Here is a 13,324-nt window from a genome sequence, read left to right on the forward strand (position 1 = left end):
ACCCACGCGAGATCCATGCATATATTTTGAACATTTGCCTCGCTACACTGCCGACAATCTGGAGCCGCCGGCTCCGCCCGTTTGCTCTAAAATTCCGTCCGCAGGAGCCATGACCACGCAGACCGCCTTCGACCTGATCTTCCGTCACGCGCTGTTGCGCTCATCCGCCGCACCCGTCGATATCGGCGTGAAAGGCGGCCGCATTGCCGCGATCGAGCCGAACCTCGCCTGCGAAGCCGTCGAGGTCGATCTCGGCGGGCATCTGGCCCTGCCCGGCTTCGTCGACACCCACATCCATCTCGACAAGGCCTGCCTGCTCGACCGCTGCGGCCACAATCACGGCAGCGTCTCGGACGCGATCCGCGCGGTCGCCGGCATTAAGAAGGATTTCACCGTCGAGGACGTTTACGCCCGGGGCGCCCGCGTGCTCGAACGCGCCATCGTGAACGGCACGACGCGGATGCGCACGCATATCGAGATCGACCCGCGCATCGGCCTGCGCGGCTTCGAGGCGGTCAAGGCGCTCAAGCGCGACTATGCCTGGGCGATCGACCTGTCGCTCTGCGTCTTTCCGCAGGAAGGCCTGACCAACGATCCCGGCAGCGACGAATTGCTGGTGCAGGCGCTGCGCGACGGCGGCGAGGCCATCGGCGGCTGTCCCTACACGGACACGGACCCGAACGCCCATCTCGCGCGCATCTTCGATCTCGCAGAGGAATTCGACGTCGACGTCGACCTCCATCTCGATTTCGACCTCGATACCTCCTGGTGGCATCTCGACGAGGTCTGCCGCCAGACCGAGCGGCGCAATTACGGCGGACGCGTCGCGATCGGGCACGCGACCAAACTCTCGGCCTTGCCGCCGGAGCGGATGAAGGCGGCCACCGCGCAGCTGGCGAAGGCCGGCGTTGCCGTCACCGTGCTGCCGGCAACCGATCTCTATCTCATGGGCCGCGAGGCCACCCACAACGCACCGCGCGGACTAACCCTCGCCCACAAGCTCGCCGGCGACGGCGTCGTGTGCTCAGTCGCGACCAACAACGTGCTCAATCCCTTCACACCGTTCGGTGACGCCTCGCTGCTGCGGATGGCGAATTTCTACGCCAATGTCGCGCACGCCTCGGTGAGCGATTTCGACACCTGCCTCGATCTCGTGACCGAGCAGCCGGCGCGGCTGATGAACCTCGGCGATTACGGCATCGAGGTCGGCAACCCCGCCGATCTCATTGTGCTGGATACGCAGGACAGCCGCTTCGCCATCGCCGAGCTGCCGGACATCGTGATGGGCTTCAAGGCGGGACGGCAGACATTTGAGCGGCAGCGGCCCTCGCTGTTCCGCCCGCAGAGCTGAGCGGCCCTCGCCTTCCCGCGTCTTGCACCTGGCGCGCACCTTGCGCGACACTCCGCGCCATCCATCAACGGAGCAACCGCAATGGCCTTCGACACGATCTTCCTGAACGCGCGCTTCGACGACGGCACGCATCATCACATCGCGGTCAAAGACGGCCGCATCGCCGCGATCACGCCGGCCGAGCAGCCGCCCGTGGGTACAGAGACCATCGACCTCAACAACGCCCTTGTCGTTCCCGGCTTCGTCGAAGGCCACATCCATCTCGACACCAGCTTCTATGGCGATTCCTGGCGGCCACATAAGCCCTGCACAGCCGGCTTCAACGTGCATGAGCGCGTCGCCTTCCAGGCGGAGAACATGGCCGAGGCCGCGCCGATGGACGTGCGTGCGCGCAACCAGCTCGATCTCTGTATCGGACATGGCACCACCCAGATGCGCAGCCATGTCATGGTGGACGCCTCAGTCGGCCTGAGATCGCTCGAGACCATTCTTCGCGTCCGCGAGGAATACGAGGGACTGATCGACATCCAGCTGGTCGCGTTTCCCCAGAGCGGCATTTTGATGAGCCCCGGTACGCCGCAATTGCTGGACGAGGCCATCGGGCTCGGCGCCGATCTCGTTGGCGGGCTCGATCCGGCGAGCTTCGATCGAGACATCGAAAAGCATCTCGACATCGTGTTCGGGGTCGCCAGCAAGCACGGCGTCGATATCGACATTCACCTGCACGACATGGGCACGCTCGGCGCTTTCGAGATCGAGCAGATCGCGGCGCGCACCCGCGCGCTCGGCATGGAAGGTCATGTTGCGATCAGCCACGCCTACGGGCTCGGCGACATCCCGGCGGATCATCTCAAGAAGATCGCCGCCATCCTGGCCCGGTCGGGCGTCGCGATCATGACCAACGCTCCGGGCGCCCGGCCCTTCCCGCCGATCCTCGCGCTGCGCGCTGCGGGCGTTACCGTCTTCAGCGGCAACGACAACATCCGCGACTCCTGGTGGCCCTATGGCGACGGCGACATGCTGCGGCGGGCGATGACGCTCGGCTATCGCTCCGGCTTCAACGTCGACGAGGAACTGCGTGCCGCGTTCGACGTCGTCACGGAAGCCGGCGCCAAGGCACTGCGGCTGGAAGGTTACGGCCTGAGAATCGGAGCAAAGGCCGACTTCGTGACGCTGAATGCGCCCCATGTTCCCCAAGCGGTGGTTGCGGTGCCGCAGGGCCGCGCTGTGTACAAGGCAGGTATGCTCGTTGCTTCTAACGGTACGATTGTCAGGAAAATTCACTGAGCACGCGACGTTTTCGACCGTTTTCCCGCCGATTTTCCGCTGAATCCGAGTCCGGTAGAATCCCGGACCGTAGCCCAACGCGTTGCGAGAAAGGTCCTGCTAACCCTACTAGGACATGCGCACTGACCGTCTGCGTTCTCAGGGGAAGTTATGGATTTGTTCAGCGCATTCAACAGCATCGATTATCAATCGATCCGGACCAGCACGCCTGCCGAAACCGCCGTCAAGCGATTGAGCGGAATCGGCGAGGTTCTATCGGGCCTTGATATCTCGGCGATCCACACGCAGGACGACATGACCCGCGCCTTGTGGACGCTCGATACCGCCGACAAGTGCATTCGCATGATCCTGACCGAGTTCAGGACCGAGCGCAGCAGGGACGTCGTCCGCGAAGCCGAGAGCCTGATCGACCTGATCGAGGCCGCTCGCGACGAAGTCTCCAACTATCGCAATGGCGGCAGCGCGCTGAGCTAAGCGGTCGCCCGGTCCTAACGCTTGATCTTCGCGAGGATACGGTCTGCCTCGGTGCGCCAATCGGCGCTGCGGGCAAACTCCTTCGTGCCCTTCGTTCCGAACACTCCTTCGTCCGCAAGATCGGCGATCCAGGCCTGACGCTCGGCCGTGCCCTGCGCCGACCACGGCGTCAGCCCCGCCTCACGCACGGTCTCGGCGACTTCGCGCACCTCCTCGGCACGGCGGCGGCCGTGCTCGATGACGCGCTGGAAGAAATAGGCGCCCTGCTTCTCCCAGTTGATGGCCGGGAATGTCTCGGTGAGTGACGCCAGCACGGCATCCTCGACGCCATAGGCCCGCGCGGTCGTGAAGCTTTCGATGACCATGGCCTCGAGGCCCTTGATCATGATGCTGCGGCACATCTTCACCGCCGAGGACACCCCGAGCTTGTCGCTCGCAACCTTCGCGGCAAAGCCGATCGCGTTCAGCAGCGGCTCCAGCTCCCTCGCGCCGGGACCGCCGAGCAGCAGCGGCACCTTGATGCGATATGGCGGCACCGAGGTCATCACGGCGCCCTCGACATAGCGACCGGCGGCACCGTCGATCAGCGCAGCAGCGCGCTGCTTTGCGCCGGGCGAGGCCGAATTGAAATCGAGGAACCAGGTGCCCTGGTTGATCGCGGCGGCACACGCCTTCGCGACCGGCACGGCCTGGCTTGCGGTGACGGCAGAGATGATGAAATCTGATTTTGCGGTTAGCTCGGCGTGGGACGCGGCCAGCATCACGCCGTGCCTGGCCGCATGCTCCATCAGCGGTCCGCCCTGCTCGCCTCCGAGTTTGATGTCGTAGGCCGCCACCTTGATGTCCTGCTGGCGCAAATCCTCGGCCAGGATGCGGCCGACCTCGCCATAGCCGACCAGCCCGATCTGCCAGCGCTTCGGATCCGCCATCAGTTCAATCCTCGTGTCGTCTCGTCGAAGAGTTCCTCGACTGCGTAGCGGCGCGGGATCAGCGCCTGCTGGAACGCATAGTCGACGATCAGCTCGAGCGGCTTCCTGTTGGCCTCGATCCCGAACGGAACGAAGTCCGGATTTCCCGCAGGCCCCATCTGGTCCTTGTTGCGCTTCAGCAGATCATAGACGCCCGCGACCACGTCGGGGCGCGATGTCGCGAGCCTTTCGGTCACGACCACGAGATGATTGACCGGGACGACGCCGCGACGGGCATACCACTTCGCAGCTTCAGCGGCCGTATCCGGGAAGAGCGGCTTCAGCTTCGGATCGTCGGAGGTCTCGCCAAGAACCGCGTCGAGCTCGCCATCGAGCAGCATCTGCAGGATCTTCTTGTCCTTCGGTGCCTTCTCGGTAGTGTCGACATATTCTGCAACGTGCGGATCCTCGAACGTGACCCATTTGATCCCGTCGAGATTGACCCCGTAGTCGTTGGCCAGAATGCCCCTGATCCAGGCGCCGGTCGTGGTCGTGAACGAGCGAATGCCGACACGCTTGCCTTCGAGATCGCCCGGACCGAGCGTTCCCTGCGCGGGATTATACAGCGCGTAGGAATGCTGGAAGCGGCCCATCATGGTCGCCGGCAAGAGCACCAGCGGCTTGCCGTGAGCCTTCGCCGTCAGATAGGTCACGATCGCCATCTCGCAGACGTCGAAGGCCTGCTCGCGCACCATCGGCTTGAACGCGGTGTTGGTCGGCGTGTATTCCACGAAGTCGAGATCAAAGAGATCGGAGCGGAGTTCGCCGCTCTTCACCGCCTTGACATGGGGGTGGCTGCCCAGCACGGCCTTCAGCCTGAGACGATCCATGCGCCCGCTCCGCTTCAGACGTCCTCGGGATTGTCGACATAGACGAGCCCGGCCTTCGCCAGTGCCTCGCGCATGCTGTACATGTCGAGACCCAGCTCACCCGAGGCGAGCCGCTTGCGCTTGCCGCCCTCGTCCGCGTTGCGCTTCTTCGCCTTCTCGGCGACCTCCGCGGCGTAGCGCTTCGGCACCACCACGACGCCGTCGTCATCGGCGACGACGATGTCGCCGGGATCGACGTTGACGCCGGCACAGACCACGGGGATGTTGACCGAGCCGAGCGTCGCCTTGACCGTGCCCTTGGCCGAGACCGCGCGCGACCACACCGGAAAGTTCATCTCGTGCAGCGCTTTGACGTCGCGGCAGCCGGCATCGATGATCAGCCCCTGCACGCCCCGCGCCTGCAGCGAGGTCGCAAGCAGCTCGCCGAACATACCGTCGGTGTTGTCGGTGGTGCAGCCGACGACGAGGATGTCGCCCTTCTTGCACTGCTCGACGGCGACATGGATCATCCAATTGTCGCCGGGCTGCGCCAGCACGGTGACGGCAGGACCGGCAATCGACGCGCCCGCCCAGACCGGGCGCAGATAGGGCTTCATCAGGCCAAGGCGGCCATGGGCCTCGTGCACGGTCGAGACGCCGTACTCCGCCATCCCGGCGGGATCGGCTCGCTCAATGTTGCGAACGACGACCGGCTTCATGCCAGCTCCTCCGCAACGGTCGGGAACAGGCGCTGATAGGCCTCGCCATAAGTCATGGGCACACCGGTGTTGCGGCTGCCCTGGATGCCGCGGTTGAGCGCGACGCGCTCGTAATAACCCCAGAGATGCTTTTGCGCGGCGAGAATCTGGAACGCCTCGTACTTCTCCTTCCAGACCTCGTCGATCTTGAGCAACAGGTCCGGCTTGTAGTTGCACTGCTCGGGCTGGTGCGGCTCGAACAGGAACACCGGCGGCGCCGAATATTTGTACTGCGCACCGGGCTTGTGACCCATCGCCTGCGCGACCACCCGGGTCTCCTGCGCGAAATGCGCGGCATTCGGGTGGTCGAAATTATAGGGGTCTTCCAGCGCGTGGGTCAGCACGAAGCTCGGATTGAGCTCGCGGTAGATGTCCACCATGCGGTCGAAATGCGCCTCGGTGAGCTTGAGCGGATAGTCACCGCAGTCGAAGAACTCGATCTCGGCGCCGAGCAGCTTGGCGGCGCGCTCCGCCTCGTCCTTGCGGCCGGCCTTGACCGATTCCAGCGTCGCACCCTTCTCCTTCCAGGCGAACTGGCTCTCGCCACGCTCGCCAAAGGACATGCAGACGATCTTCATGCGGTAGCCCTTCTTCGCATGCAGCGCGATGGCGCCACCGGCGCGCCAGACGAAATCGCCGGGATGGGCGGTGACCACGAGACCTGTTTTCATGGGAGAGCTCCCCTCTTTCGTTCGTCAACATCATAGGCCGCCTGCGTCATGCCGGCAGCAAGTTCATTCAGGCGGCGGCGACCGCGGCCGGCTCCTCGCCGTCGAGCACGCGCTTCAGGCGCTCGCCATCCAGCGCGCCCTCCCATTTCGCGATCGCGATGGTCGCCACCGCATTCCCGATCAGATTGGTCGGCGTCAGTCCCTGCGACATCAGGCGATGGATGCCGAGCACAAGGGCGACGCTCGTCACCGGAATGCTGCCGGTGGCCGACAGCGTCGCCGCCAGCACGACGAAGGCGGCGCCCGCGATTCCCGCCGCGCCCTTGGAGGTCACCAGCAGGATCAGCAGCAGCTCGATCTGCTCGGCGAGCCCGAACGGCGTGTTGGTGGCCTGGGCCAGGAACACCGATGCGGCGGCAAGATAGAGGCAGGTGCCGTCGAGATTGAAGGAATAGCCGGTCGGGATCACGAGCCCGACCACGCTCTTCTCGCAGCCGGCCTTTTCCAGCTTGATCAGCATCCGCGGCAGCACCGTCTCGGACGACGTCGTGGCGATGCAGATCAGCAGCTCTTCCCAGATGTATCGGATCAGCTTGAGCAGCGAGAAGCCGCACAGCCGCGCCACCGGCCCGAGCGCGACGGCAATGAAGATCACGCAGGTCAGATAGAAGCCGCCGAGCAGCTTGCCGAGCGAGGCCAGCGAGCCCACGCCGAACTTGCCGACCGTGAACGCGATGGCTCCGAACGCACCGATCGGCGCCGCCCACATCACGAAGCCGACCACCGCGAACACCATCTTGGCGGCGATGTCGATCAGATGGACCAGCGGAGCGCCCCGCTCGCCGAGCTGCACCAGCGCGAAGCCGCACAGCACGGAGATGAACAGCACCTGGAGGATGTTGCCTTCGGCAAAAGCGCCGACGAAGGTTGCCGGCACGATGTTCATCAGGAACGGCACGAAGCCGATAACGCTGGTCTGCTTGACGTAGGGCTCGATCGCGCTCGCATTGATGCTGGCGGGATCGATATTCATGCCGACACCCGGCTTGAGCAGGTTCACCGCAACGAGCCCGATGATCAGCGCGATCGTGGTCATGATCTCGAAATAGACGATCGCCTTCACCGCGACGCGCCCCACCCGCGCCATGTCGGCCATATGCGCGATGCCGTGCACGACGGTGCAGAAGATGATCGGCGCGATCAGCATCCGGATCGCCTTGATGAAGGCATCCCCGAGCGGCTGCATCTTGGCGCCCGCCTCGGGGCTGGCGATCCCGAGCACGATGCCGGCCGCCATGGCGATGAGCACCTGGATCCAGAGCTCTTTCCACCAGGCACGGCCGCGCGGCTTGTCGATCGCGAGCGCCGTCATCGGTCGAACTCGAACAGGCGCGCGGGATTGTCGACCAGGATCTTCTGCTGGAGCTCCGCCTCCGGCGCGAACAGCGGGATCAGGTCGACGAGGTCGCCGTCATTCGGCATCACCTTGACGTTGGGATGCGGCCAGTCGGTGCCCCAGATCACCCGGTCCGGCGCGGTCTCGACGATCTTTCGCGCGAACGGCACCGCGTCCGTGAATGGCGGACCGGCCGAGGAGACCCGCTCCGAGCCGCAGATCTTGACCCAGCATTTCTCGTCGCACTGCATCAGCTCGATCAGGATTCTGAACGGGAGCTGGTCGAGCCCCTCGGACGCCTTCACGCGGCCCATGTGATCGATGGTGTAGCTGAGCGGCAGCCTCGTCAGCATGTCGGCATATTCAGGCAGGTCGATCGCATCGAAATGCAGATCGATGTGCCAGCCGAGCGGCGTGACCATCCCGACGATACGGTCGAACACGCGCTTGTCGGGCACGCCGCCGAGATGGCGGACGAAATTGAAGCGGCAACCGCGAAAGCCGCCCTCGTGCAACACGCGCAGCTCACGCTCGGTGATCGTGTCGTCGATATTGGCGACCGCACGGTAAGCGCCGTTGCTCTGCGCGATCGCATCGAGCGCCACGCTGTTGTCGGTGCCGTGCACGCTGGCATTGACGATGACCGCGCGCTCGATGCCGAGCTTGGCATGCAGAGCCCTGAAATCCTCCAGCGGCGCGTCCGGCGGGGTGTAGGACCGGTCCGGCGCGTAAGGGTATTTCGCGCCCGGTCCGAAGATGTGACAATGCGCGTCGCAGGACAGCTTCGGCAGCTTGAACTTCGGCGTGCGCGTGTTCGGATCGGGCGGCGGAATGGTCGGGGTGTACATCTTATTCATCAGGTGAACTTGAACAGGCGCGCGGGGTTGTCGACCAGCAGCTTGTGCTGGATCTTTGCATCGGGCGCGTAGAGCGGGATCAGGTCGACGAGATCGCCGTCATTCGGCATGATCTTCACATTGGGATGCGGCCAGTCGGTGCCCCACAAGACGCGATCCGGTGCGTTGTCGATCAGCGCCTTCGCGAACGGCACGGCGTCATGGAACGGCTTGCCGGCGGCGGAGGCACGCTCCAGCCCGGTGATCTTCACCCAGCACTTTTCGTCCTTCTTCTGAAGGTCGAGCAGCGCGGTGAAGCCGGGATCGTCGAGCCCCTTGCCGGCCTGCACCGTTCCCATGTGGTCGATCACATAAGGTGTCGGCAGCGCGGTGAGAACAGGTGCGAATTCGCCGATCGTGCCCGGCTCGAAATAGACGTCAATGTGCCAACCGAGCTCGGCGACGCGGTGCACGATGCGCTGGAACTTGCCCATGTCGCCGATGCCGCCGAGGCGCTTGAGGAAGGCGAAGCGGCAACCGCAGATACCGGCCTTGTCGAGCGCCGCCAGCTGCTTCTCGCTCATCTCATCACTGACGTTGGCGATGCCCTTATACGCGCCCTCGCTCTGGGCAATGGCGTCGGTGACGACGCGATTGTCGGTGCCGTGCACGGTCGCATTGACGATCACACAGCGCTCGACGCCGATCTTCTCATGGACGCTTCGGAACGTCTCCAGCGGCGCGTCGGCCGTGTTGTACGGGCGCTTCTCAGAGAAGGGATAGCGCGACGCCGGGCCGAAGATATGGGTATGGCTGTCGCAGGATTTCGGCGGCAGCTTGAACGACGGCGTCTTGGGATTGGGGTCCGGCGGCGTGATCGTCGGTATCGCCTTCGGCTCTTCCGCGCGCACCTCGCCCGCGATCGCCGCACCGGCCATCCCGGTCAAGAGATGCAAGCACTCCCGCCTGTTCATGTTCCCAACACCCCGTTACATCGTCCGCCTGCGAGCGGAAGCGCAATTGCGCGCCTCCCCTCGGGCGGCTCTTTTCTAGGTCTTGTTGCTGACGGCCGGCCGCCGGCGTGCCGGCCCGGCCTGATCCAGCGCCGGCGCCTGGAATGCGGCAACGGTGGCCTGCACCAGTTGCTCGATGGCATTGGCGGGATCGCCGCCGTCTGCCTCGCCGCGCGACAGGCGCGAGACGCGATCCGGCGTCACCAGCGAATAATACAGGGCCCCGAGCAGGAAGTGGCTGCGCCAGACGATGTCGGTGCGCGGAATATGCGGCACGCTTTCGTGGATCGCGTCGATGAAGGCGTGGCTGGTGTCGTCAAACGTCTGCGCGATGATCTTGCGCGCGACCTCGTTGCCCTCGGCCGACATCACGGCGCGCAGCCGCGTGAAGCGCGCACCTCCGCCGGCAAGGTCGCTGCCCGAGGTGAAGGCCGGCACCACATAGGCGCGCACGATCGCCTCCAGCCGGTCCTGGAGATCGCGCACGCGCTTTGCAGCCGCGAGCAGCTCCGAACGACGCAGGTTCATCGGCCCGCAATGACGCCGGTAGATCTCCAGCAGCAGGCCGTCCTTGGTCTTGAAATGATAGGTGACGCTGCCGGGATTGGCCCCGGCGGCTTGCGCGATGTCGCGCACCGAGACGGCATTGAAGCCGTTGGTGGCGAACAGCTCCTCGGCCGCGGCGAGGATTGCCTCGCGCATGTTCGGCTTGCGGGCCGATTCCTTGCTGGTGGGCTTGCGTACCATGTGATTTGTACTATCGTACAAAAGATCAGGTCTCGTCAACAAAAACCATGGGCGGCGTCCGGGCGGGTCGGAAGACCGGCCGCAAGCACGTAAACGCCCGCAAGGAGTGCTGGGAAATGCTGGGTTTGAACAAGATGATCGGCGGTTTGATGCTGGGCACGAGCTTGCTGCTCACGAGCGGCGCCGCACAGGCGGCCGACACTTATCCGAGCAAGCCGGTCCATATTCTGGTCCCCTACGCCGCCGGCGGCGCGGTCGATGTGCTCGCGCGCACGCTGGCACAGGCGCTGGCAAAAACCTGGGGCCAGCAGCCGGTGGTCGACAACCGCCCCGGCGCCGGCGGCATCGTTGCCTCGCAGGCGCTGACACAGGCTGCGCCCGACGGCTACACGCTGATCCTGGTCGCGAGCGGCCATCCGCTCAACCAGTTCATCTATCCGAGCGTGCCCTACGACACGTTCAAGGATTTTACGGCGATCACGGAAGTCGCCTCCTCGCCGCTCGCGATCGTGGTGGCCAAGGACAGTCCGTACAAGACGCTCGGCGATCTCCTCGCGGCCGCCAAGAAGGAGCCGGACAAGCTCTCCTATGGCATGTCCGGCAACGGCACCTCGGCGCATCTGGCCGGCGAACTCCTGAAATACATGTCCGGCACCAAGATCGTCTCGATCCCCTACAAGGGCGGTGCGCCGGCGCTGACCGCCGTCATCGCCGGCGAGATCCCGCTCAGCATCAATCCGCTGGCGGAAGCGATCGGCCAGCTCGAAGGCGGCCCGGTGCGCGCGCTCGCTGTGACCTCGGCCGAACGTTCGAAGGCGTTGCCTGATGTGCCGACCGTCGCGGAGGCCGGCGTCGCCGGCTACGACGTCTCGGTCTGGTGGGGTGTGCTTGGACCGGCAAAGATGCCGCCGGAGATCGTGACAAAGCTCGAAACCGACCTCAAGGCCGCGCTGCAGGACCCGAACGTGATGTCGACGCTCGGCAAGATCGGCGCAGCGCCCGTCGGTTCCTCCGCCAAGGACTTTGACGCCTACATGCATGCCGAGGCGACCAAATGGGAGCCGGTGCTGAAGGCGGCCAACATCCGCGCGCAGTGAGGCTCGATCCATGAGGATTTCTCTTCGCCATGCTGCGCGCACAGCCCTGCTTGCGCTTGCCATCATCGGCCTGCCCGGCGCGCCCGCGCACGCCGATGGCGAAGCTAGGCTGCTGGCGCCGAGCGGCAGCTTGCGCGTCGGCATCTATCCGGGCAGCCCGACCTCGATGGTGACCGACGCCGCCGGCAAGCCGCACGGCCTCGCCTACGACCTCGGCGGCGAGCTGGCCAGGCGCCTCGGCGTTGGCATCGACTACGTCAAGTTCGAGCGCGTCGCCGACATCGTTGCCGCGATCCACGACGGCAAGGTCGATTTCACCGTGACCAATGCCACGCCGGCGCGCGCGAATGACGTCAGCTTCAGCCAGCCCGTGCTGGCGATCGAGCTCGGCTATCTCGTCCCGGCAAATTCGCCGATCGGAAAGGTCGAGGACATCGACAAATCAGGCGTGAAGATCGGCGTCACCAAGGGCTCGACCTCCGAGCGCACGCTGCCCGCCAAATTCAAGAACGCCACAATTGTCTCCGCCGAAAGCGTCAAGGCCGCCATCGGCATGTTCGGCCGCGGCGAGATCGATCTCTATGCGACCAACAAGCCGACGCTGTTCGAGATGTCCGACCAGATGCCGGGTGCACGCATCCTCGACGGCAATTGGGGGCTGGAGCACATGGCGATCGCGATCCCGAAGGGGCGCGAAGAGTCTCTCGTCATGCTCAATCGCTTCGTGGCGGACGAGCAATCATCAGGCACGCTCGACACGATCCAACAGCAGGCAGGCCTGCGTGGAGCGACCAAGGCCAGGCGCGAGTAAGAGCGTCGCGCGTGCTGGAGCGCAGCAGTGCGGCGATGCCCGATACCGTCGGCACGTCGCGCCGCGAATTTTAATTCCTGTTGCTGCACATCAACGCAACAATATGGACAAAGCGTCATTTGTGTTTTGCACGTCCTTGCGCGAGCAAGGACGAAAGAACACGAGAGACGACGCATGAGCAAACCCGCATTGTTGAGACTTCATCGCTGGATCACCCTGGTCTTCGCCCTTCCGCTGTTTGCGATCATCGCCACCGGTCTGATCCTGTCGGTCGAGCCGCTCGTGCAAACGAGTGGCATTGGCGGTGACGCGATCGATGCCGGCCGCGTCGTCGAACTGGTGAAGCGATATGATCCCGACGGCAAGGCGCGCGGGCTCTCCATCAACGCGGCCAGCCGGCGGATCACGATGCAGGGCACCACCGTGCCGGCGATCGATCTTGCGACCGGCGAAGCCGCGTCCGTGAGCTCGACCCTGTCGGAGTTCTTTCTCTGGGCGCGTTTCACGCATGAGCGTCTCATGGGGCAGGCCTGGCTGGTGACCGCGTCCACGCTGGCGATGGTGATCGTCCTGGTGCTCGGCATCGTCATGGGGCTGCCGCGGCTGCGCAACACGCTCTCGGGATGGCACAAGGGGACCGCCTGGTTCACGCTGCCGCTGATCCTTCTCAGTCCATTGACCGGCCTGTGCATGGCGTTCGGCCTGACTTTTCAGACGGCGGTTCCTCCAGCCACGAGTGGCCGTCCCCTCGCCCTGCCGGACGCGATCCACATGGTCGCATCCTCGCACGAGCTGTCGCATGTGATCTCGATCGGCAACCGCGGCGGCCGCATCATGGCAAGGCTCTATGACGGCGGAGAACTTCGCGCCTATGCCGTCACCGCGTCGGCGGTCACGCCGCTGCCGCGCAACTGGCCGCGCCTGATCCACGAAGGAAACTGGTCGGCCCTGATCGCCTCGCCGCTCAATGTCGTGACCTCGATCGCGTTGCTGACACTGCTGTCGACCGGGCTCCTGATCTGGGCGCGGCGAACCCTGCGCAAGCCGCGGCCCCGCGCGGGCCGGCCGGCCGACGCCGCCATTGCCGGCGTTCGCTGATCGCACCG

The 13,324-nt window shown here is 64.9% G+C and carries 14 protein-coding genes; 6 read left to right on the forward strand and 8 right to left on the reverse strand.

The window, feature by feature from the left end; all coding sequences use genetic code 11:
• The first annotated feature begins 109 nt into the window (after positions 1–109).
• The 3 genes from QRQ56_RS10200 (at position 110) to QRQ56_RS10210 (ending at position 3,112) form a co-directional block, all read left to right on the forward strand.
• Complete coding sequence (locus tag QRQ56_RS10200) at positions 110–1,351, forward strand: amidohydrolase family protein (RefSeq protein WP_438739491.1); 1,242 nt, start codon at positions 110–112, stop codon at positions 1,349–1,351.
• Between the two features lie 81 nt (positions 1,352–1,432).
• Positions 1,433–2,638, forward strand: a complete 1,206-nt coding sequence (locus tag QRQ56_RS10205; RefSeq protein WP_438739493.1) for an amidohydrolase family protein — start codon at positions 1,433–1,435, stop codon at positions 2,636–2,638.
• Positions 2,639–2,794: 156 nt separating this feature from the next.
• Positions 2,795–3,112, forward strand: coding sequence for a hypothetical protein (locus QRQ56_RS10210; protein ID WP_438740149.1), 318 nt, complete (start codon positions 2,795–2,797; stop codon positions 3,110–3,112).
• 14 nt (positions 3,113–3,126) lie between these two features.
• On the opposite strand, the gene QRQ56_RS10215 is transcribed toward QRQ56_RS10210, so the two are convergent.
• From QRQ56_RS10215 to QRQ56_RS10250, 8 genes are all read right to left on the reverse strand, one after another.
• Positions 3,127–4,044: a DUF1932 domain-containing protein gene (locus QRQ56_RS10215; protein ID WP_438740150.1), complete on the reverse strand. Its 918-nt coding sequence runs from the start codon at positions 4,042–4,044 to the stop codon at positions 3,127–3,129.
• Positions 4,041–4,910 (reverse strand): hypothetical protein, encoded by an 870-nt coding sequence (locus QRQ56_RS10220; RefSeq protein WP_438739495.1) that lies wholly within the window; start codon positions 4,908–4,910, stop codon positions 4,041–4,043. Before QRQ56_RS10220 ends, QRQ56_RS10215 begins: the two co-directional genes overlap by 4 nt.
• Positions 4,911–4,924: 14 nt before the next feature.
• Positions 4,925–5,608, reverse strand: coding sequence for a 4-carboxy-4-hydroxy-2-oxoadipate aldolase/oxaloacetate decarboxylase (locus QRQ56_RS10225; protein ID WP_438739497.1), 684 nt, complete (start codon positions 5,606–5,608; stop codon positions 4,925–4,927).
• A complete protein-coding gene (locus QRQ56_RS10230; protein ID WP_011086622.1) occupies positions 5,605–6,318 on the reverse strand; it encodes a PIG-L deacetylase family protein in 714 nt (237 codons plus the stop codon). Before QRQ56_RS10230 ends, QRQ56_RS10225 begins: the two co-directional genes overlap by 4 nt.
• A 67-nt stretch (positions 6,319–6,385) precedes the next feature.
• Positions 6,386–7,690 carry a C4-dicarboxylate transporter DctA gene (gene dctA, locus QRQ56_RS10235; protein WP_438739498.1) on the reverse strand — a complete coding sequence of 435 codons (1,305 nt, stop codon included), beginning with the start codon at positions 7,688–7,690 and terminating at the stop codon, positions 6,386–6,388.
• Positions 7,687–8,571, reverse strand: a complete 885-nt coding sequence (locus QRQ56_RS10240; RefSeq protein WP_438739499.1) for an amidohydrolase family protein — start codon at positions 8,569–8,571, stop codon at positions 7,687–7,689. Before QRQ56_RS10240 ends, dctA begins: the two co-directional genes overlap by 4 nt.
• The gene (locus QRQ56_RS10245; protein WP_438739501.1) at positions 8,571–9,524 is read right to left on the reverse strand and encodes an amidohydrolase family protein; all 954 of its coding nucleotides are present in this window, start codon (positions 9,522–9,524) and stop codon (positions 8,571–8,573) included. Before QRQ56_RS10245 ends, QRQ56_RS10240 begins: the two co-directional genes overlap by 1 nt.
• A gap of 75 nt (positions 9,525–9,599) precedes the next feature.
• The gene (locus tag QRQ56_RS10250; RefSeq protein WP_438739503.1) at positions 9,600–10,310 is read right to left on the reverse strand and encodes a TetR/AcrR family transcriptional regulator; all 711 of its coding nucleotides are present in this window, start codon (positions 10,308–10,310) and stop codon (positions 9,600–9,602) included.
• 116 nt (positions 10,311–10,426) lie between these two features.
• Here QRQ56_RS10250 and QRQ56_RS10255 point away from each other — a divergent pair, with 116 nt between their 5' ends.
• The 3 genes from QRQ56_RS10255 to QRQ56_RS10265 all read left to right on the forward strand — a co-directional run bounded on the left by QRQ56_RS10255 (position 10,427) and on the right by QRQ56_RS10265 (position 13,316).
• Complete coding sequence (locus QRQ56_RS10255; protein ID WP_438739505.1) at positions 10,427–11,407, forward strand: tripartite tricarboxylate transporter substrate binding protein; 981 nt, start codon at positions 10,427–10,429, stop codon at positions 11,405–11,407.
• Between the two features lie 10 nt (positions 11,408–11,417).
• Positions 11,418–12,218, forward strand: a complete 801-nt coding sequence (locus QRQ56_RS10260) for an ABC transporter substrate-binding protein (protein ID WP_438739507.1) — start codon at positions 11,418–11,420, stop codon at positions 12,216–12,218.
• A 174-nt stretch (positions 12,219–12,392) separates the two neighbouring features.
• On the forward strand, positions 12,393–13,316 hold the full coding sequence (locus tag QRQ56_RS10265) for a PepSY domain-containing protein (RefSeq protein WP_438739509.1): 924 nt from the start codon (positions 12,393–12,395) through the stop codon (positions 13,314–13,316).
• The last annotated feature ends 8 nt before the right edge of the window (positions 13,317–13,324 follow it).

Origin of the sequence: Bradyrhizobium sp. U531 (genome assembly GCF_051710265.1) — a bacterium.
Lineage (GTDB): Bacteria > Pseudomonadota > Alphaproteobacteria > Rhizobiales > Xanthobacteraceae > Bradyrhizobium.

Excerpts from the sequence above, each read along its gene's own strand:
- QRQ56_RS10265 (WP_438739509.1), top strand. The coding sequence starts at position 12,393 with ATGAGCAAACCCGCATTGTTGAGACTTCATCGCTGGATCACCCTGGTC.
- dctA (WP_438739498.1), bottom strand. The coding sequence starts at position 7,690 with ATGACGGCGCTCGCGATCGACAAGCCGCGCGGCCGTGCCTGGTGGAAA.
- QRQ56_RS10245 (WP_438739501.1), bottom strand. The coding sequence starts at position 9,524 with ATGAACAGGCGGGAGTGCTTGCATCTCTTGACCGGGATGGCCGGTGCG.
- QRQ56_RS10205 (WP_438739493.1), top strand. The coding sequence starts at position 1,433 with ATGGCCTTCGACACGATCTTCCTGAACGCGCGCTTCGACGACGGCACG.
- QRQ56_RS10250 (WP_438739503.1), bottom strand. The coding sequence starts at position 10,310 with ATGGTACGCAAGCCCACCAGCAAGGAATCGGCCCGCAAGCCGAACATG.
- QRQ56_RS10240 (WP_438739499.1), bottom strand. The coding sequence starts at position 8,571 with ATGAATAAGATGTACACCCCGACCATTCCGCCGCCCGATCCGAACACG.
- QRQ56_RS10255 (WP_438739505.1), top strand. The coding sequence starts at position 10,427 with ATGCTGGGTTTGAACAAGATGATCGGCGGTTTGATGCTGGGCACGAGC.
- QRQ56_RS10220 (WP_438739495.1), bottom strand. The coding sequence starts at position 4,910 with ATGGATCGTCTCAGGCTGAAGGCCGTGCTGGGCAGCCACCCCCATGTC.
- QRQ56_RS10200 (WP_438739491.1), top strand. The coding sequence starts at position 110 with ATGACCACGCAGACCGCCTTCGACCTGATCTTCCGTCACGCGCTGTTG.
- QRQ56_RS10230 (WP_011086622.1), bottom strand. The coding sequence starts at position 6,318 with ATGAAAACAGGTCTCGTGGTCACCGCCCATCCCGGCGATTTCGTCTGG.
- QRQ56_RS10225 (WP_438739497.1), bottom strand. The coding sequence starts at position 5,608 with ATGAAGCCGGTCGTCGTTCGCAACATTGAGCGAGCCGATCCCGCCGGG.
- QRQ56_RS10260 (WP_438739507.1), top strand. The coding sequence starts at position 11,418 with ATGAGGATTTCTCTTCGCCATGCTGCGCGCACAGCCCTGCTTGCGCTT.